This is a genomic window from Chromatiales bacterium 21-64-14 (assembly GCA_002255365.1).
GTDB lineage: Bacteria > Pseudomonadota > Gammaproteobacteria > 21-64-14 > 21-64-14 > 21-64-14.
Genome location: NCBI01000002.1, coordinates 127030 through 145400, shown reverse-complemented (window position 1 = coordinate 145400; position 18371 = coordinate 127030). Strand labels below are relative to the sequence as shown.

The following is an 18371-nucleotide window of genomic DNA, read 5'->3' as shown; positions in this document are numbered from 1 at the left end:
TTCCTCATTTCCATCTCTCCCAGTCGTCCAGTCTCAAGCGGTCCCGCGTCGGTCCAGGGGTGCCGCGTCCATCTCCGGCGGGGTCAGTCCCCGGGCATCGCCGGCCGCAGCCAGTGGTACGGTTCCACCGGCGCCAAGCGCACACCTACCACGTCCGCGGTGTGTGCTCCGCTGCCCGGGTTATCGGCGTATACGAGGCGGACTTTAAACCGTGCCCGCGGCGCCCCCGGCAGGGCGGTGTGGAAATCTCCGCTGTGGGCCACGCGGTAGACCAGGGTCCTGGAGCGGGTGTTGTAGTACCACTGGCCACCGGACACATCGGCCGGATCGGGTGCATTCAGGGCACCGGCGTAGTTCACCGGCGGGGTTATCAGCCAGTCCATGGGATTGGCATGAGCCAAGGTGTCCAGATCGCCGGTTCCCCCCTGCACGATGCGCTGTGCGAGCTCCAGGGTCAGGGCGCTGCGCAGCCCCCCCAGCACCTGCTCCATCGCCACCCGCTCCGCTACCGCCTGCAGGCGGATCAGCCTATCGATGGCGATGACCAGCAGCAGGCCGATCAGGATCACCACCACCACCATCTCCAGCAGGGTGAAGCCCCGCTGGTGGCGCGGGCGTCCGGAGGTGCCGGGGTCGATCCCCTCAGTGGCCTTGCACGGCACTGGCTAGGTCCCACATTGGCAGGAACACACCCAGGGCCAGGACCAGGACGATCACACCGATCCCCACGATCAGGATCGGCTCGATGGCGTCACTGAGGTTCTTCAGGTCGTAGTCGACCTCGCGTTCGTAGAAGTCCCCTACCTGTTCCAGCAGCTCATCGACCGCACCGGTCTCCTCGCCCACCGCGAGCATCTGAAGCACCAATGGCGTGAACAGCCCGGTGGTGGCCGCCGTGCGGGTGAGGCTCTCGCCGCGCTCCACGCCATTGCGCATGGAGCGTACCCGGTCGGCCACATACTCGTTGTCCACCGCCATCGCCACCACGGTCAGCGCCTGGATCAACGGAACCCCCGAGCGCGAGGCCATGGAGAAGGCGCGGGCGAAGCGGGCCAGCGTTGCCCGCAGCACGATGCTCCCGACCACCGGCAGGCGCAGCTTCAGCTTGTCCCAGCGGTAGTGACCCTCTTCCGTGTGGACGTAGGTCCGGGTGCCGCTGTAGGTCAGGACCAGCATCGCCAGGATATAGGGCCAGTAGGCAACGGCGAAGTTGGATACTGAGATCAGTACCTGGGTAGCCCACGGCAGCTTGGCGCTGAAACTGCTGAAGACCTTGGCGAAGACCGGAATGACCTTCAGGTTGATGATGGCGAGCGCCACCGAGATGGCCACGATCACGATCGTGGGGTAGCGCAGCGCCGCCTTGATCCGGTCCCGGGTCTGCTTCTCCATATCAAGGTAGGATGCCAACTGCAGAAACGCCTGGTCCAATCGCCCGGTGTTTTCGCCCACTTGTACCAGGCTCACGAACAGGGATGAGAACACCGTGGGGTGGCGCCCGAGGGAGCCGGCCAGGTCGCGGCCCGACTCCAGGTTCCCGACCACCTCGAACAAGGTCTCCTTCAGAACCGGGTTGTGATACGTCTCGGCGAGACCGGTGAGGGCGCGGATGATAGGCACGCCGGCGCGCATCAGGGTGTGCATCTGCCGGCTGAACAGTATGAGCTCCTCGAGGCTGGGCGCCCCGCCGCCCAGCCGCCGGCGCAATTCCTGGAGGACGTTGCGGGTCACCGGTGCTGCGGCCACGTCGATGGGCGTGACACCGCTGTTCATCAGCTGCGTGGCCACCGCGTCCGCCGACCCGGCTTCCAGGAAGCCATGGACGGCGTCACCCCGCTCACTGCGCCCCCGATATTGAAACCGTGCCATGGTGCGTGTCCCGGCGATTCAGGGGCTCAGGGAGCCCCGGTGGCCTGGGCCGCGAAGACCGCCACGGGCTTCTCGACACGGTCCCGGTAGTCGTCGGTTTCGCCGGCGACCCGCAGCACTTCCTCCACCGTGGTGAGTCCCTGTTCGGCATAATCCAGGGCGCAGCGCGCCAGGGGCCGGAAATCCGGGTGGGCGCGCGCGGCGCGGGCGAAGCCAGCGGCGTCGTTGCGACGCAGGGCATCCGCCATGGCCTGATCAAGCTCCAGCAGTTCATAGACGCCGATGCGGCCCCGGTAGCCGGTGTCGTTACAGTGGTGGCAGCCCCTGCCGTGCTGGTAGGAGATGCGCCGCGCGCCGTCTCCCATGGTGGCCTCCAGCCAGGCGCGTTCGTGGGCATTGGGCGTGTAGGGTTCACGGCAGCTTTCGCACACGCGTCGCACCAGGCGTTGGGCGATGATTGCGTGCAGCGCCGCGGCTACCAGATAGCCCTCGGCCCCCATGTCCACCAGGCGGCTGGCGGTGGTGATCGAATCGTTGGTGTGCAGGGTGGAGAGCACCAGATGGCCAGTCATGGCCGCGCGCAGCCCGATCTGTGCGGTCTCCTGATCGCGCATCTCGCCCACCATGACGATGTCCGGGTCCTGGCGCAGACCGGCGCGCAGCACGCCCGCGAAAGTGAGGTCGATCTTCAGATTCACCTGCACTTGGTTGATCCGCGGTAAACGGTATTCCACCGGATCCTCCACGGTGATGATCTTGGTCTGCGGATTGTTGAGTTCGTTCAGGGCCGCGTACAGAGTAGTGGTCTTGCCGCTCCCGGTGGGACCGGTCACCAGCACCATACCGTGGGGGCTGTGGATGTGCTGGCGGAAGCGCGCGAGGATCCGCTCCGGCATTCCGAGCTGCTCCAGGTCCAGCGTGCCCCCGGACTGGTCCAGGAGACGCATCACCACCGATTCACCGTATTGCACGGGCATGGTGGACAGGCGCACGTCGATGGAGCGTCCCTTCACCTTGATATTGAAGCGCCCGTCCTGAGGCAAACGCTTCTCGGAGATGTCCAGCCCCGCGAGGAGTTTCAGGCGCAGCACCAGGGCGGATGCGATGCGCTTCTCTTTCATCACCTGTTCCTGGAGAACGCCGTCCACGCGCTGGCGGATGCGCAGCAGGCTTTCGTCGGGCTCGATGTGAATGTCCGAGGCACGTACCTGCACCGCGTCCTCGAACAAGGTCTTGAGCAGGCGTACCACCGGGGCATTGGTGGAGTCCTCGCTCTGCATGAGCTGGGTCAGATCGTAGTCGTTTTCCGAGAGATCCTCGCTCAGTTCCTCGGCGATGCTGTGGATCTCATCGGTGCGGCGGTAGACCACATCAATGGTGCGCAGCAAATCCGACTCCCGTACCACCGCTTGCCGTACCGGCCGCTTGAGGATACGGCTCAACTCGTCATAGCCGAAGATGTCAGTGGGGTCGGCCATGCCCACCAGCATCTCCGCCTCCGAGTCGTCCAGCGCGATGGCCCGGAAACGGCGCGCATAGGTTTCCGGCAACAGCCGCACGGTCTCGGGCACGACCTTGTACTGGCGCAGATCGATGTAGGGGATGTCCAGCTGCCGGGACAAAAAGCTCAGGAGATTCTGTTCATCCACATAGCCCAAGTCGATCAGGGTACGGCCCAGCTTGCGCCCGCTCTTCTTCTGCTCGGCGAGTGCGGCACCCAGTTGCGCCTCAGAAATCACTTTGTCCTGGACCAGGAGGTCGCCGATCCGGATCTTCTTGCGCACGCTCATGGGGTCGAGTCCGCTCTATGCAGGTGGCCGTTGAATCTTCCCGGCGCCGGGACGGGGTATCCCTATCCCCTGAGATCGACCGCGGACGGGAATTTCTTGAGGAACCGTCAGGTCCGGGGTCTAGCGCAAGGCCCCCAGGCGTGCGGTCACATAGCGCGCCAACGCCGGGGCCATACCCCCGGTATCGAGGGCGCGCTGGTAGGCGTCCCTGGCGGCCGGGCTATCCCCGGCGCCTTCCAGGGCGATACCGAGTCCCGCCCACAGATTGCTGTCCAGCGGCTTGAGGACCAGGGCGGCACGATAGGTGTCCACCGCCTGTCGATGGGCCCCCATTCGCTGATACACCATGCCCAGCAACGCGTCGAAGTCCGGATCCTGGGCACCCTCGGGTAGGGCCGCCTCCAGCACCCGGCGCGCTTTGGGCAGATGCCCTTCCTCAACCAGCACCCGGGCATAGAGCAGGACCAGGGGTATGTCCTTGGGATGTTCGTGAGCAGACGGGCCCAGGAGGGCCATGGCGTCCGCTCCGCGTCCGGAACGGATCAGCAGAGTGGCCAGCAGTTCCCGGGCGCCACGCAGTCCCGGCGCCAGGGCGAGGGCTTGTTGCAAGGCGGACTCCGCGCCCGCGACATCCCCTCCGCGCACGGCGCTCACCGCCTGCTGGTAGCGCCGGGCTGCCCGTTGCGCCGCGGACGCGGGCAGGGAACGCGTCTCCACCACCGATGCAGCGCCGCTGTGCGCGGCGCGGGCCGGTACATGGGCGGCTGGGGGGGGTGGTGGTGCCCGCAATGGCTCCGGCCGCGGTGTGGCCCGGACCACCAACCGCTGGCCCCCGGCGGTTCCGGGTTCCAGTGCGGTGTCGGCCAGCGTCATCGGGTGACGGAAGCGCAGCGTCAGGGTGTAGCCGTCGTTCGCCGCTTGGCGTTCCAGCCCGATCAGGTTCGGGGCCCGTGGCGGTAGCGGCGGCAGCGGACCGCGCCAGCGCTCATGATTCAGATGCACGATTACCCGGTGGCCGCCGGCACTGGCGCGTGCGCGGTAGGCCGCCGGCCGGTCCAGATCCAGCTCAAGGCGGGTTCCGCGGACCCCGTCGCGGACCTGGACGTCGCGTATCACCGCCCGCGCCCGTGCCGGGGGTGTCCGCCCCACCCGTGGCGCAGGTGGCGCCGACGCGGGCTTGGATGCGGCCACGGTTGGATGCACCGGCGGGGCGCGCAGCGCCGTCCGTCCGCCGATGGTCCATCCCCATGCGAGCAACAATCCTGCTACGCCTGCCAGCGTGAGCAGGGCGAGACTGGTCGTTCGTGTCGGCCGATGCGCAATGCCGGCGGCGGGCTGCACACCGTGCAGCAGCGCCACCGCGGTAGGTCCGCGCCGCTCCGCCAGATCCCGGAGCATCTCGTTAATCAGGCTCATGGAACGGCCCCGCGCCACACGTACAGGCCGATTCCCGCTGTCAGCGCCAGCGCCAAACCCGCGGCACGTACTATCCGCTCGCTGATCGGGAACCAGCTACGCGTGCCGGGGTGCACGCTATCCTGGATGGCGCGGCGCACATGGGGGGTGCCGACCGCCGCGGCGCCCGTGCCGTAGGCCGCCAACAGCGCCTTGTGACACAGGATGTTCAGCAGCCGCGGGTAGCCGCCGCTGGACCGATGCAGTTTGGCCAACGCGCGCGGCGTGAACAACGCCGGGCCCTGATGCCCGGCGGTCTGCAGGCGGTGACGGACATAGCCTTCGGCGCCCGCACGATCCAGGGGTTGGAGCGAGTGGGCGAAGGTAATGCGCTGGCGTAACTGACGCAGGGCGGGGCGGGCGAGACGCCGGTCCAGCTCCGGTTGCCCGAACAGTACCACCTGCAGCAGCTTGAACTTCTCGGTCTCCAGATTCGTCAGCAGACGCAGCGACTCCAGGCTGTCGTCGGGCAGGGACTGGGCTTCGTCCAAACACAGCACTACTTGCTTCCCCTCGTCCGCGAGCCCGATCAGCCGCTCGTGGATGCGTTTGAGGAGGCCATGTTGGCCGATGTTGCGAGCACAGTGGATCCCGAGTTCCTCGGCCACCGCCAAGCGCAGCGCGCTGGGTGTGAGGAGCGGATCGGGTACGTAACAGGTTACGAAGTCCGGCCCGAGAGTGTTGAGCAACATCCGGCACAGGAGCGTCTTTCCGGTGCCCACTTCACCCACGATCTTGATGAAGCCCTCGCCGCTGCGCAGGGCCACCAGCAGCACGTTCAACGCCTCCTGATGGCTGGCATGGGAGAAGAAGAAGCCGGTGTCCGGTGTGAGTGCAAACGGCGGCTCGCGCAGTCTGTAGTGTTCCAGGTACATGATTCTCCGGCCCGCATCCTTGGCACTGCGCCGTGCGCGACCTTAGGGCCCGCTCAGCGTGCCACCGTTTAGGTTCGTGATCAGCCGCGTGGCGGTGTCCTGACTACCCTGGTCCAACGCCCCGATCCGCTGCTGGGATTCTTCCAGGGCCTGCCGCCAAGTGTCGTTTCCAGTGACCACCACCGGACGGAGCAGAATGACCAGCTCGCTCTTGACCGAAGAAGTCTTGTTGTTACGGAACAGATAGCCGATTCCCGGGATGTCGCTGAGCAGCGGCGTGCCGGCCACGTTTTGGTTATGGGTGGTCTGCATCAGTCCTCCAATCACCACCACTTGGCCGCTGTGGGCGTATATGACGCTGTCGGACTCGCGCACCGTACTCAGGGCGAGGGGCAGGGTCTGCTGCTGTCCCCCCACGGTGATGGTCTTGGTCTGGTCCTGAACATTGCTCACCGTCGGATGAATGTGCAGGGTCACGTTGCCGTGGCTGTCGATCTGCGGTGTGACATCCAGGGCGATCCCGGAGAAAAACGGTGTCAAGGTGATATTGGGCGTAGTAGTGGTAGTGGTCCCGGTCACTGTGGTGCTGGAGACGTTGGTGACAAAGAATTCGTCGGTGCCCACCTTGATGATCGCTTGCTGGTTATTCACCGTGGCCACCCGCGGGCTGGACAGCACGTGCACAGTTCCCTGTGTCTTCAGCAGTTCAATGAAGGCGTTGAAGTCGTGCAGGTTTGCCGCGAGGCTGAAGGCACCACCGAAGGCGGATACCGCGGTGTTCGCCACCTGGTTCAGCGCATTTGGATCCAGCACGCCGGTGTTACCGGCGATATTTGATGTGCCGGTGCCGTTGAGCAGGGTGCCACCACCGGTCTGGCCGAACAGCAGGCTCTTGTTGGCGCCGACCTGACCGAGCGCCGCCCAGTTGATTCCGGATTGGAAGCCATGGTCCAGTTCCACCTCCAGGATCTTGGCCTCCAGAATCACCTGGCGGTGCAGACTTCCCTGTACCGTTTCGAGAAAGTCTTGTACCTGCCGCAACTCCTGCGGCATAGCGCGCACCACCACGACGCCGGTGTCCGGACTGATGACGACGCTGCGTCCGTCCTTGTTGCCCACGATTGCGCGCAAGGCGTTGGATAGATCTTTCCACACATTGCTGTCGGTATCGGTCTCGATCCGGCTGCTGGCCAGGCTCGAGGCGTTACCGCCGTTGGCGATGGTGGTCGGGCCATTGATGCTGGAACCACCCTGATACGAGTTCGGGTTCTGGGTGATCTGGCCGGAGCTCACCTGGGTTTCCGACTTGCCCCTGCGCGTGATGTCCAGGTAGTTGACCTGGAAGATCCGGGTGCGTAGTTGCGATGGGAGTACCTCGAACCCCTCCGGGGTCTTGCGGTATTCGTAGCCATAGACATCCCGCGTCGCGTTCAACACCTCCTCTATGGTTACGTCCTTGAGGCTGAGGGAGATGTTCCCCTTCACGTCGGGGTTGACCATCATGTTATAGGGCGTGCCTGCGACCAAGCTCATGAAAAACTGACTCGCGGGCGCGTCGTGGACTCGAACGTCAAAGCGCGGTTCGGAAGTAGCCGCCGCCGGAAGACTCACGCGCAGGGGCGGGAGCAGTGCGTTCTGTACCGCGGCCGGAGGTGTCGCCGCCGCTGTAGGTCCGGCCTTGACTTCGGCCGCCGCTGGCGTCTGGCCGGGCGCCCCACCGTGCTGCGGCGTGGTGCTGGCGCAGGACGTGAGCAGCACCAAGGCCACGAGGGTGGACGCCGCATTTGTTATCCGTATCTGGGTTCTCATGGATTCACCGCCTCGCCGTTCGGATCCTGGTATTCATCGGCCGTCTTCGGCGGAACGCCGCGCCGGATGCGTCACCCGTTTTATTCCTTCCGGACTGCTTCCCTGCCGCGCCGGCTGCTTGACGTTAACTGCCAGCATCCGGACCGTAAACTCACCCTCACCGCCGCGTAGCTGCACACTGCCCGCTTCGATCGCGACCACCTGCGCGCTGTCCACCCGATCCCCGATCTCAACGGCGCGGTTATTGATCACCGCTACCCGACGCGTCGGCGAGATGAGCGTCGAGGTCAGGTTCCAGGGGGGCGGTCCGCTCGCCGAGCGCACCGCGGAATACCGGAAATCCGGCGGCCGGGTGGGGTCCTTGAGCCCCGCATCGGCATGCACTCCGAGGCCAGCGACGATCACCACCAGCAACAGCGAGCACCCGCGGGCGCCGCACCGCCATCGAGCACTGCTGGCCACGCCTTTACACCGCATTGCTCGTTGGCCCCTTGTTGTGGTTAGCGCCGCCCTTGTCAGGGCGGGGCACATTCCCTGCGCCTGTCCCGACGGATATCAGCGGACTATCCGGGCTAGACACCGATCCATCCCTCATCCAGGCTCAGGGTGTGCACCGTGATGATCACCCGTGCCTTTGGGTATTTCTCCACGCGGTAGTCGAGCCGATCCCAGAACAACTGCCACGGCAGGTGTTCCAGTGCATTCAGATAACGCAGCGTGGCTGGAAAGGTACCGTCAAACTCCAATGTGATGCCGCGGCGATAAATCCCCACGTGGGTGGCCGCGGTCTTCTTCGCGCTCGATGTTTTGCTCTCCGGCTCCTCCGAGAGCAGCGGTGTCGCCGGCAGACTGTCGACCTTGAGCAGGCGCAAGCCCTTCTCACGCGCGAGTATCCGTTCCAATACCTTGACCATCTCCGCCGGTGGGATCAGGTTCGTAGTGTAGCGTTTGAGTTCGGTGTTCAGCGCCCCGATCTGCGTCGTGAGTGCACTGCGCAGGGCACGGTTCGCTTGGTCGGGGTCTTCCTGGTTGCGGGCAATCACCACTTGGGCTTGCTGGTCCAGCGCTGTGATCTGGGTCTTCAGCTGAGAGAGGCGCTGTTGCTCGCTCTTCTGCCGGACCTCCAGGGGCGCCATCAACAGGTTGCTCCATAAGACATAGAGCACGACGAGCAGCGCGCCCAGAAGCAGTCCGCGTTCGCGCAGGGACAATACATCGATCCGCGCGGTCAGCACCCGCCATTTTTCAAGGACGCTGGATTTCATCCCGGGGCCTTTCCATGGGCATCGGTCTGGAGCGTGAAGTTGATCCAGCCCGGGCTTCCATCCGCTCGCGACATGCGAAATACCCGAAACGAGCGGCCATGAAATGCCGGTTCGTGCGCGAGCCGTCCGAGGAAGCGCGGAACCAACGCCGGTTCCAGGGTGCTGCCGGCCAGGTCCAGGCGCGTGCCTCCCTGGGCAACAACAATGTCGGTGAGCCACACCCCGCGTGGTTCGCGCCGTGCTAACCCCTTCAGGTGTGCGGAGAACCCGCTGGTGTTGCCGAATCGGTGGTTGGAAAGCACGGCTAGCACCCGGCGTTTGGTGCGCGCCTCGGTCTGCAACAGTGCGACTTCCGCTTCCAGGCGCCGGGACCGGACCCGGGGCGGAAATTCCCGACCCAGACTCACCAACCGCTGGGTTTTCTGCTGCTGCATGGTCTGGACCTGGCCCACCTCCTGGGTCAGGCGGGCCACCTGGAAACGCCCGTAGCCGTAGATTATCCCCAGGCTCAGGACCATGATCCCGCAGACCTGGAGCATGGCGCTCGACGAGAACACCTTGCGCTGCTTCCGAAAGATCGGCTGGTAGAGATTGATCTGCTGGTTCATAGGGTGGTCGATTCCGTGCGCAGGGCGGCGCCGATGGCAGGTAGGCACCGGGCCGCGACCCCGGCGTCCACTGGGTCGACGCAGTCCACCAAACCACCCAGGTCCAGGGGCTGGACCGCGACCGCAAGGCCCTGACGCAGCGCTACCGCGAGGTCTCCCCCGGCGTCCTCGGCCTGTGCCACCACCAGCGCCTTCACCGGTGGTTGCGAAAAGTGGCTCTCGTAGTAGTCGAGGGAACGCTGGATCTCCAGAGTCAGGGTCTCCAAGGCCCGCTCCTCTCCACCGGGGCTTGGGTCGACCTCCAGGCTGCGGGCCAGATACAGATGGCCCTGGTGGGTGACGACGATGAGCCCGGTTCCCCCACACAGATGCAGCAACGCGACGCCGCTCGCGTCCTCCGGCAGCCCCGCGGTCACGTTGCGCAACGCCAGTTCCGCGATGTCGATGGCGGAGAGGTCCAGCCCCACCTCGTCGAAGATGTCCACCTGGGACCGGACCTGCGCGGTCCGGGCCGCCACCGCGTACATCATCCGCGCCCGCCCTCGTTGCCCGCCGCCGGGCAGGTCGAACACATCGATCACCGCGTCGTCGATGTGAAAATCGATCATGTCTTTGACTCGCCAGCGCAACGCGGCCCGCAATTCGGCAGGCTCCACGTCCGGGGCCTCGACCAGCAGCAGGCTGTATGCCGACGGATCCATGACGCTTACTGTGTCGGCGCCCCGCAATCCGCGACTCTTCTCCGCCGCCCTGAGGGTTTCCTTGGCGGTGGTCGCGCGTTCGCTGGGGAGCCACTGGGCGAATTGCAGCTGTGGCTTACCGATTCTGGGGCGCGTCACCTGCGCTACAGCGATCCCGTCGGGGCGTAGGTCCACCCCCACCCGGCCTGCAGTAACAGACTGTTTTTTAAGAAAAGAAAACAGTGGTGCGCCCTCCTGGTCCGGTGCGGACGGAGTGCCGGGTCGTTCCGGCGCCGCCGTGCCGCGGTGCTCCCTGCGATCGGGTTTCTGGAACGATTTCAAGCAATTTCTGTGCCGACGCCCGGCTGGGCGCGTGGGGCCGGAGATAAGGCACTGATCGCCAGTTGTTTCTGGTAATAGTGGGGCGCAGGCCTGGAGGGCAGCGATATGCACGGCTCACCAGACCTTGCCGGAGCCTTCGACCGCGGTTGCCGTTGGATTTGCCAGGACCGGATGCGGGCCCTGCGCCCGAACCGACTTTATCGGCTACGTTTTTGGTATCCCGCGGTTTGTGGGCCGCGCCGGAGCCGGGGCTCCGGCGCGGCCCACACCGGGAAGCGGAGCGCTTAGCCGCTGCAGGGAAGGGGCGCTCCGGGCATCTGCAGGGTCCCCCGCAATGCCGCCACACTCGCCAGGCCGTGGCGTTCCAGATAGGCGGTGATTCCCGCGTTGATGCGCGGACAGGCCAGGGGATCGTAGAACAATGCGGTGCCGATTCCCACCGCTGTAGCGCCGGCGATCAGGAATTCCAGGGCGTCCTCGGGCGTGGTGATGCCCCCTTGGCCGATGATGGGAATGCCATGCTTTTGGCACACTTGATGGACTTGGTAGACCTTCAGCAGCGCAATCGGTTTGATCGCGGATCCGGACAGACCCCCCTGGAGGTTGGCAAGAACCGGAACGCGGCGCTCGATATCGACCGCCATCCCCATCAGTGTGTTGATGACCGCGAAGGCATCGGTACCCGCCTCGATGCAGCGACGCGCGTTGTTCGCGATGTCGGTCTGGTTCGGTGAGAGTTTGGTAATCAGGGGTTTGGACGTTACGGCGCGGCATGCCTCCACGACCCGCGCGGACATGATCGGGTCGTTGCCGAAAACCACGCCCCCCTCCCGGACGTTGGGGCAAGAGATGTTGAGCTCGATGGCGTCGATGGGCGAGTCGTCGAAACGGCGGGTGACCTGGACATATTCCTCCACCGTGGACCCGGATACGTTGGCGATGTACCGGGTCGCGCTGAAGTCCAGCTGCGGCAGGATCTCGCGGACCACCCGGTCGACTCCGGGGTTCTGCAGGCCGATGGCGTTGAGCATGCCCATGGGTGTTTCCCACAGCCGGTGCGGGGCGAGGCCGAGGCGTGGTTCGCCGGTGGTGCCTTTCAGGCACACTGCGCCCACGTCCCGGTGGGAGAATCCCTCCACCCGGGTATACTCATCGCCGAAGCCGACGCAGCCGGAGAGCAGCACCAGTGGCGTGGTGAACGTCAACCCGCAGAAATCCACCGCCAGCGGGCTGGGTCCGGCGCTTGTGATGGAGTTCATAGGGCTCCGGGCAGACTGCGGAAACAGTGCCCTTATTGTCCCCGCTCCCGCCGATCCCGTCCAGGAGTGCGCGACGCGGATGCGCGTTGGCCCAGGAAGACGGCACCATGTTCCATGTCGTGCTCTACCAGCCGGAGATACCACCCAACACCGGTAACATCATCCGCCTGTGCGTCAACGCGGGGGCTGCCCTGCATCTCATCCGCCCGTTGGGCTTCGATCTCTCGGACCGCCGGCTGCGCCGCGCCGGACTGGATTACCGGGAATGGGCGGCGATCGAGGAGTACGCCGACCTGAGCACGTTCCAGGCGCGGGTGGCCCCGCGGCGGATCTTTGCCTGCTCCACCCGGGGGGGACGGTCCTATACGCGGGTCCAATACGAAACCGGTGACGCGTTGCTTTTCGGACCCGAGACCCGTGGGCTCCCGGGCCCGGTGCTGGAGCAGTTCGCGCCCGATCACACGCTCCGCATCCCCATGGTGCCCGGCAGCCGGAGCCTCAATCTCTCCAACGCGGTGGCGGTGGTTCTCTTCGAGGCGTGGCGCCAGACTGGATTCGCCGGCTGCGCCCCGGCCGGCGGGTGACCGGTGTGAACAGCGAGCCGGCGGGTGACGAAAACATCGCGGCTATGGATGCTCCGCCTTCTGTTCCCGAACCAGGAGGGCGCGCACCGCGTCCCGGGGAGGCAGGCCCTCGAAGAGTACCCGATATACCTGCTCCGTGATGGGTATCTCCACCTGTGCGGCACGGGCGCGCCGCACCAGTTCCCGCGCGACGGGCACCCCTTCCACCACTTGACCGATTTCCTGCAGCGCTTGTTCCACGGTGGCGCCGCGCGCGAGGGCCAGGCCGACGCGACGGTTGCGGGATTGATTATCGGTGCAGGTGAGCACCAGGTCGCCGAGACCCGCGAGCCCGATGAACGTATCGCGCTGCCCGCCGAGGGGTTCGCCCAGTCGGATCATTTCCGCCAGCCCGCGGGTGATCAGCGCGGCCCGGGCGTTCGCGCCGAACCCGAGGCCGTCGGCGATGCCTGCGGCGATAGCCAGTGCATTCTTGACCGCGCCGCCAAGCTCTACACCCACCACGTCATCGCTGGTGTAGGCGCGGAGACTGGGGTGGTGCAGTCGCTCGGCGACGGTATGGGTGACCGCGGGGTTCCGGGAGGCAACTGTTACCGCCGCCGGCAGGCCGGCGGCCACCTCGCGCGCGAAAGTCGGACCCGATATCACGGCGCCCGTGATCCCGGGGCCGAGCACTTCCTCGGCTACTTCATGGAGCAGTTTTCCGGTACCCGGCTCCAAGCCCTTGGTGGCCCAGCCCACCACGGTGCCTTCCAGGCGAATCCGGGCCAACTGCTCCAGGGTTGCCCGGAACCCGCGGCAGGGTACCGCCACCAGGATCAGGTCCGCCCCCTGCGCGGTGTCGGCAAGGCTGCTGCGGATCGTGAGATGATCGGGGAAGGGGAAACCCGGCAGATAGCGTTCGTTGCGGCGCGTGCGTTGCAATTCTTCCATGTGAGCGCCGTCGCGGCCCCATAGCCGGGTAGGGCCCCCGTCGCGGGCCAGCGCGAGTGCCAGCGCGGTGCCCCAGGAGCCCGCTCCCAGTACGGCGATCGTAGCGGCGGTCCGTCGATTCACGTGCATGTCCGATCCGGAGCGCCCGTGCGACAGATGTCCGCACCACGGGCGCAGGCGCGTCCGTGCGTCCGCGTCTAGTGGGCGGCCTGCCCTTGGGCCCCGACTTGCTGCTGTTGCAGGTGCTGGGCATACATGGCGTCGAAGTTCACCGGCGCCAGTAACAACTGCGGGAAACCGCCCTTGGCGACCAGATCCGCGATGGCCTCGCGCGCAAACGCGTACAACACGTTCGGACAGTAGCTGCCCAGCAACGCGCCCATTTCCGGTGGATTGAATCCGGTGACGCCGAACAGACCGGCTTGCTGGACCTCCACGAGAAACACGGGCTTGTCCTCCGTGGCAGCCGTGACCGTCACGTTCAGCACGACTTCAAAGGTATCGTCCCCCAGTTCCTGGACATTGGTGGTCAACTGCATGTTGATTTCCGGCGGGTGTCCGTTAGCGAGGGCTTGCTGCCCGCCGGGGGCTTCGAAGGACGCGTCCCGCAGATAAATCCGGTGCAGGGAAAGCTGCTGTTGGGCAGCGTGGTCGCCCTGCGGATCTGTATTATCAGTCATCGTTGCTTGTCCAGGAGTGTTCGCTAGTTGGTCGGGTGCCACCGCGCCCTGCGGGCGGGTGCGTGGGCGGCGCACGGGTAGTGGCTGTGAAATTGCCGGTACTGCGTCATATCCGGCCCGGCAACACCGCCCGCTCGACGGGTTCCTTGGGGGAGCTGCGGCGTCGAGCCCCCCAAATCCATCCCAAGGCGGCAGCGGCGCATCGGAGCAGCACGCTGCGGTAAAGGCCGCAGCCGGAACCCATCTTACACGGCTTGGGCACCGGTACCCAAAGATCCGTGCGGGAACTCCGCCCGGCGGGGCCTGGGTGATCCACCCCGCCTTACCCGGTCTGCTTCCCCTTCAGGTCTTTCTGATCGCGGTGTACCGGCAGATTAGCGGTCTGCCAAGCCAGGATGCCGCCGTCCAGGTTGAAGATGTCCTCGAAGCCCTGAGCGCGCAGCAGACTTCCGGCCCGTGCCGAACGGCTACCGGTCCGGCAATAGACTACCACCGGCCGATCCTTGAACTTGGCGAGTTGCGTGGCCGTGGTTTTCAATCCCTCCAGCGGCATATGCCGGGCATGGGGGATATGGCCGTCTTTGAACTCCCCGTCGCTGCGTACGTCTAGGATCAGCGCATTGCGGTGGTTGATCAATTGTACCGCCTCCAACGGGCCGACCTTCTTGAGCCCGCGCAGCCAACGCTGGACCTCGTTGCCCAGCAGCAGCACCAACACCGCACCGAGCGCCAGAAATAAGGTCCAGTGACGGGCCGCGAATTCAAAGAATTTGGGCATGACCGTGTAGGGAGACCGCGTTTGAGTTGTGTACCGCCACCGGCGGGGCGTCCCGGTATGGGACCCTGCGGCGCGCATTATACCGGCCAGCGGGCTGGAAGGAAGCTCCGGCGCGAAACGTGGGTGCCTGCACTTCCCACCGGTCGCTTGTTATGGCCGCTGCTGGCGGCGTTTCAGCCCCCGTGCGACGAACGCCGGCCCGAACTTCGGGCTAGCCGTTGTGGGAACAGAATACCTCACGCATCATACCGATGAGCCGTAGGGTGCGGGCATCCCCGACCCGGTAGTAGACCCGGTTCGACTCCTTGCGCGAGGCGAGGATCCCCTTGTCGCGCAGGATCGCCAAGTGCTGGGAGATATTGCTCTGTGAGGTGCCTACGTGCTCGACGATGTCCTGTACACTGATCTCATTTTCACCCAGTGTACATAGGATCTTCAGGCGCAACGGGTGTGACATCGCCTTGAGGGACCGGGACGCGCGCTCAATGTCATCATCCTGGGTGATCAGGAACGTTTCCCCCGCACTTTCGATGGCGTTCATCCGCATCTGCCCCGTGGGATCCAGCGGGCCCGTGCCCGACGGCAATTCCGTACGCAACGGCATGTTTCCATGCGTTTATCATTAAAACATTATAGGGTAATAAAGTACACTCCCGGATTCTCACGGCGCCGTGTGCTGCAGCGGGCGGCCGGTTGCCGCGCGGTGGCGGCGGTGCGAGGAATTCTGTGCGCGGTACTGCTGGTCACCGGGGTTTCCGCCGCCGCCGGTTCCCCTACCGCCAGCCGACAGGCCACTGCTGCGGAACTGGTTCAATTGCGCCAACGTATCCATGCTCTGGAGCGGGAGCTGGGTTCGGTGCAGGGGCGGCATTCTGCGGTGGAGGTCCAACTGCGCAACGTTGAACGCGCGCTGGGGGGGCTTGCCCAACGGCGCCAAGCCCTGAACACGAAGCTGGCCGGCCGGCGTCGCCGCCTCGCTCAGTTGCAGCGCAGGCGCCTGGCCCTGACGGATGCCCTTGCTACCCAGCGGGGCGCGTTGGCCCAGCAGGTACGTGCCGCGTACGCCATGGGTCGCCAGCCGCGGCTGAAACTTTTTCTGAATCAGCAGGACCCCGAGGAACTCGGACGGCTCGCCGTTTATTTCGATTACTTGAACCGGGCACGGAGCCAAGAGATCGAGGCGGTAGGCCAGCGGTTGCAGCAACTCTCCGTGGTCCGGGCCCAGATCGAGGCTCAGGTGGTACAGCTCGACCGGCTCCGGGAGGAACAGCTGGCCCAACAGCAGGCATTTGAGCAGCGCCGCGCCACGCGCGCCGCGGTCCTGGCCCGACTGGGTGGAGAGATCCAGAGCAAAAACGACGAACTGAAGCGCCTGCAACGCAACGAGACCCGGCTTCAGGGCCTGCTCCGGCACCTGCAGGATGCCATGGCGGGTATCCCCGCCGGTCCCAGCCCCGGGCAGCCGTTCGGGCGTCTCAAGGGGCGCTTGACATGGCCGACACAGGGCCGCATCGCGGCCCGCTTCGGGACCCCGCGGCTGAGCTCCGCACTCAAGTGGCGCGGTGTCCTGATCGATGCGCCACCGGGACAGCCGGTACGCGCCGTGTCCTATGGCCGCGTGGTGTTCGCCGATTGGCTACGGGGGTTCGGACTGCTGATGATCATTGACCACGGTGATGGCTATATGAGCCTCTACGGGCACAACCAAACCCTCGACAAGCGGGCCGGCGATTGGGTGGAACCGGGAGAGGTGATTGCCACCGTCGGTGACAGCGGCGGGGAAAAGCATGCCGGGCTCTATTTCGAGATCCGCCATAACGGGCACCCGGTGGACCCGGCCGCTTGGTGCCGATCCGGGCCGCCACGGCATGTGGGCATGAACCGTTAGCCGGGCGGGCCCGCTGGTTTCGTCGCGCACGTCGATGGCCGCAGCACGAGTCCGGTGAGAAATACGGGCTGGCCCGGGGCCATCGTTGCGCCGCCACGTCGCTATAGCCAAGTCCCGGGTGTTTCGAGTACCTTATAGACGCGTGTATCCCTGTCCAACCCCCTTGATCCGCACCGTCGTCACAGCGCCGGCGGCCCCGACTGGGCACTGCCGTGCCGGGAGCATCGAAGAATGAAGGCACCGATCCGCAACACCCTGATTCTTGTTCTGGGCATCGCACTGGGCATGAGCCTGGTCATGGACCGCAGTGTGCTGGCGGACCGCTCCTCCGGCACGCAGACCGGTGGGCTGCCGCTCCAGGAGTTGCGCACCTTCTCCACCGTCTTCCAGAAGATCAAGACGGATTATGTGGAGCCGGTATCCGACAAGGCGTTGCTGAACAGCGCGATCAATGGAATGGTGGAGGGCCTGGATCCGCATTCCGCGTATCTCGATCGGGCGCAGTTCAAGGAGTTGCAGATCGGGACCAGCGGTGAGTTCGGCGGGCTCGGGATCGAGGTGGGCATGGAGAACGGCTTCATCAAGGTCATTGCCCCCATCGACGACACGCCCGCCCAGAAGGCCGGGGTGCATGCCGGGGATCTGATCATCTTTCTCGGCGAGACACCGGTGAAGGGCCTCAGCCTCACGCAGGCCGTGAACCTGATGCGCGGGAAGCCGGGCTCAAAAATCGTTCTTACCATCGTGCGTGAAGGGGAACCGCGGCCCATCAAGATCACCGTAACGCGCGCCGTGATCAAGGTGCAGAGCGTGAAGAGCCGGATGCTAGAGGACGGGTTCGGCTACGTGCGCATCACCCAGTTCCAGGCGCCGACCGCGGAGAATATGGTCCGTGCGATACGCGCCCTCAAGAAAAAGAACGGCGGCAAGCTGAAGGGGCTGGTGCTGGACCTGCGCAACAATCCCGGCGGCGTGTTGAATGGCGCGGTGGGGGTCGCGGATGCGTTCCTCAACAAAGGCTTGATCGTCTACACCAAGGGCCGTGTGAGTGATTCGCGTATGAGCTTCGAAGCCACCCCCGGAGACATCCTGAATGGCGCGCCCATGGTGGTCCTGGTGAATGGTGGCTCCGCGTCCGCGTCGGAGATCGTCTCCGGCGCCCTGCAGGACCACCATCGCGCGATCCTGCTCGGCACCCGGACCTTCGGCAAGGGGTCGGTGCAGACCATCTTACCGCTCAGCAGCGGTGGGGCCCTGAAGTTGACCACCGCCATGTACTACACGCCCTCCGGGCGTTCGATCCAGGCCGAGGGTATCACCCCCGACATCGTGGTTCCGAACATGAAGGTGACGGGCGTCCAGCGGCCCGAGTTCGAATCCGTGAAGGAAGTGGATTTGTCCGGGCACCTGCGCAACGGTACCAAGGCCAGCGAGGCGAGCGCGGGAAGTTCCGACGGTCCTGCACTGTCGAAGCTGGCGCGCCAGGACTTCCAACTGTATGAGGCGATCAACGTGCTCAAGGGCCTCGTCCTCGCAGGTGACCACATGAAGTAACG

18 protein-coding genes are annotated in these 18371 nt (G+C 65.4%); 3 read left to right on the top strand and 15 right to left on the bottom strand.

Going from position 1 to position 18371, the window contains the following annotated elements:
* Positions 1–83 precede the first annotated feature (83 nt).
* The 11 genes from B7Z66_02850 to B7Z66_02800 all read right to left on the bottom strand — a co-directional run bounded on the left by B7Z66_02850 (position 84) and on the right by B7Z66_02800 (position 11943).
* Positions 84–662, bottom strand: coding sequence for a hypothetical protein (locus B7Z66_02850; protein OYV77938.1), 579 nt, complete (start codon positions 660–662; stop codon positions 84–86).
* Positions 643–1869 carry an MSHA biogenesis protein MshG gene (locus B7Z66_02845; GenBank protein OYV77937.1) on the bottom strand — a complete coding sequence of 409 codons (1227 nt, stop codon included), beginning with the start codon at positions 1867–1869 and terminating at the stop codon, positions 643–645. The genes B7Z66_02850 and B7Z66_02845 overlap by 20 nt, the downstream gene beginning before the upstream one ends.
* Before the next feature lie 26 nt (positions 1870–1895).
* Positions 1896–3659, bottom strand: coding sequence for an MSHA biogenesis protein MshE (locus tag B7Z66_02840; protein OYV77936.1), 1764 nt, complete (start codon positions 3657–3659; stop codon positions 1896–1898).
* A gap of 120 nt (positions 3660–3779) precedes the next feature.
* Positions 3780–5075, bottom strand: a complete 1296-nt coding sequence (locus tag B7Z66_02835) for a hypothetical protein (protein OYV77935.1) — start codon at positions 5073–5075, stop codon at positions 3780–3782.
* The gene (locus B7Z66_02830) at positions 5072–5989 is read right to left on the bottom strand and encodes an AAA family ATPase (protein OYV77934.1); all 918 of its coding nucleotides are present in this window, start codon (positions 5987–5989) and stop codon (positions 5072–5074) included. The genes B7Z66_02835 and B7Z66_02830 overlap by 4 nt, the downstream gene beginning before the upstream one ends.
* Positions 5990–6031: 42 nt before the next feature.
* Positions 6032–7798: a pilus (MSHA type) biogenesis protein MshL gene (locus B7Z66_02825; protein ID OYV77933.1), complete on the bottom strand. Its 1767-nt coding sequence runs from the start codon at positions 7796–7798 to the stop codon at positions 6032–6034.
* A 33-nt stretch (positions 7799–7831) separates the two neighbouring features.
* A complete protein-coding gene (locus tag B7Z66_02820; protein OYV77932.1) occupies positions 7832–8212 on the bottom strand; it encodes a hypothetical protein in 381 nt (126 codons plus the stop codon).
* Positions 8213–8370: 158 nt separating this feature from the next.
* Positions 8371–9063, bottom strand: a complete 693-nt coding sequence (locus B7Z66_02815; GenBank protein ID OYV77931.1) for a hypothetical protein — start codon at positions 9061–9063, stop codon at positions 8371–8373.
* Positions 9060–9671, bottom strand: coding sequence for a hypothetical protein (locus B7Z66_02810; GenBank protein OYV77930.1), 612 nt, complete (start codon positions 9669–9671; stop codon positions 9060–9062). The genes B7Z66_02815 and B7Z66_02810 overlap by 4 nt, the downstream gene beginning before the upstream one ends.
* Entirely contained in the window at positions 9668–10510 is an 843-nt protein-coding gene (locus B7Z66_02805; GenBank protein ID OYV77929.1) for a hypothetical protein, read from the bottom strand. Before B7Z66_02805 ends, B7Z66_02810 begins: the two co-directional genes overlap by 4 nt.
* Positions 10511–10977: 467 nt before the next feature.
* On the bottom strand, positions 10978–11943 hold the full coding sequence (locus B7Z66_02800; GenBank protein OYV77961.1) for a dihydroorotate dehydrogenase B catalytic subunit: 966 nt from the start codon (positions 11941–11943) through the stop codon (positions 10978–10980).
* A gap of 116 nt (positions 11944–12059) precedes the next feature.
* Between B7Z66_02800 and B7Z66_02795 the strand changes: the two genes are divergently transcribed.
* Positions 12060–12536, top strand: coding sequence for a tRNA (uridine(34)/cytosine(34)/5-carboxymethylaminomethyluridine(34)-2'-O)-methyltransferase TrmL (locus B7Z66_02795; protein ID OYV77960.1), 477 nt, complete (start codon positions 12060–12062; stop codon positions 12534–12536).
* A gap of 42 nt (positions 12537–12578) precedes the next feature.
* Here B7Z66_02795 and B7Z66_02790 read toward each other — a convergent pair whose 3' ends face one another.
* The 4 genes from B7Z66_02790 to B7Z66_02775 all read right to left on the bottom strand — a co-directional run bounded on the left by B7Z66_02790 (position 12579) and on the right by B7Z66_02775 (position 15468).
* On the bottom strand, positions 12579–13598 hold the full coding sequence (locus tag B7Z66_02790) for a glycerol-3-phosphate dehydrogenase (protein OYV77928.1): 1020 nt from the start codon (positions 13596–13598) through the stop codon (positions 12579–12581).
* Between the two features lie 68 nt (positions 13599–13666).
* Positions 13667–14149 (bottom strand): protein-export chaperone SecB, encoded by a 483-nt coding sequence (locus B7Z66_02785; GenBank protein OYV77927.1) that lies wholly within the window; start codon positions 14147–14149, stop codon positions 13667–13669.
* 322 nt (positions 14150–14471) lie between these two features.
* Entirely contained in the window at positions 14472–14927 is a 456-nt protein-coding gene (locus B7Z66_02780; GenBank protein ID OYV77926.1) for a hypothetical protein, read from the bottom strand.
* A 211-nt stretch (positions 14928–15138) separates the two neighbouring features.
* Entirely contained in the window at positions 15139–15468 is a 330-nt protein-coding gene (locus B7Z66_02775; GenBank protein OYV77959.1) for a transcriptional regulator, read from the bottom strand.
* A 69-nt stretch (positions 15469–15537) separates the two neighbouring features.
* On the opposite strand from B7Z66_02775, the gene B7Z66_02770 reads away from it, so the two are divergent.
* Positions 15538–16815: a hypothetical protein gene (locus tag B7Z66_02770; protein ID OYV77925.1), complete on the top strand. Its 1278-nt coding sequence runs from the start codon at positions 15538–15540 to the stop codon at positions 16813–16815.
* 231 nt (positions 16816–17046) lie between these two features.
* A complete protein-coding gene (locus B7Z66_02765; GenBank protein OYV77924.1) occupies positions 17047–18369 on the top strand; it encodes a peptidase S41 in 1323 nt (440 codons plus the stop codon).
* Positions 18370–18371: the final 2 nt, after the last annotated feature.

Excerpts from the sequence above, each read along its gene's own strand:
- B7Z66_02825 (OYV77933.1), bottom strand. The coding sequence starts at position 7,798 with ATGAGAACCCAGATACGGATAACAAATGCGGCGTCCACCCTCGTGGCC.
- B7Z66_02795 (OYV77960.1), top strand. The coding sequence starts at position 12,060 with ATGTTCCATGTCGTGCTCTACCAGCCGGAGATACCACCCAACACCGGT.
- B7Z66_02785 (OYV77927.1), bottom strand. The coding sequence starts at position 14,149 with ATGACTGATAATACAGATCCGCAGGGCGACCACGCTGCCCAACAGCAG.
- B7Z66_02780 (OYV77926.1), bottom strand. The coding sequence starts at position 14,927 with ATGCCCAAATTCTTTGAATTCGCGGCCCGTCACTGGACCTTATTTCTG.
- B7Z66_02835 (OYV77935.1), bottom strand. The coding sequence starts at position 5,075 with ATGAGCCTGATTAACGAGATGCTCCGGGATCTGGCGGAGCGGCGCGGA.
- B7Z66_02815 (OYV77931.1), bottom strand. The coding sequence starts at position 9,063 with ATGAAATCCAGCGTCCTTGAAAAATGGCGGGTGCTGACCGCGCGGATC.
- B7Z66_02840 (OYV77936.1), bottom strand. The coding sequence starts at position 3,659 with ATGAGCGTGCGCAAGAAGATCCGGATCGGCGACCTCCTGGTCCAGGAC.
- B7Z66_02765 (OYV77924.1), top strand. The coding sequence starts at position 17,047 with ATGAAGGCACCGATCCGCAACACCCTGATTCTTGTTCTGGGCATCGCA.
- B7Z66_02790 (OYV77928.1), bottom strand. The coding sequence starts at position 13,598 with ATGCACGTGAATCGACGGACCGCCGCTACGATCGCCGTACTGGGAGCG.
- B7Z66_02770 (OYV77925.1), top strand. The coding sequence starts at position 15,538 with ATGCGTTTATCATTAAAACATTATAGGGTAATAAAGTACACTCCCGGA.
- B7Z66_02775 (OYV77959.1), bottom strand. The coding sequence starts at position 15,468 with ATGAACGCCATCGAAAGTGCGGGGGAAACGTTCCTGATCACCCAGGAT.
- B7Z66_02810 (OYV77930.1), bottom strand. The coding sequence starts at position 9,671 with ATGAACCAGCAGATCAATCTCTACCAGCCGATCTTTCGGAAGCAGCGC.
- B7Z66_02845 (OYV77937.1), bottom strand. The coding sequence starts at position 1,869 with ATGGCACGGTTTCAATATCGGGGGCGCAGTGAGCGGGGTGACGCCGTC.
- B7Z66_02830 (OYV77934.1), bottom strand. The coding sequence starts at position 5,989 with ATGTACCTGGAACACTACAGACTGCGCGAGCCGCCGTTTGCACTCACA.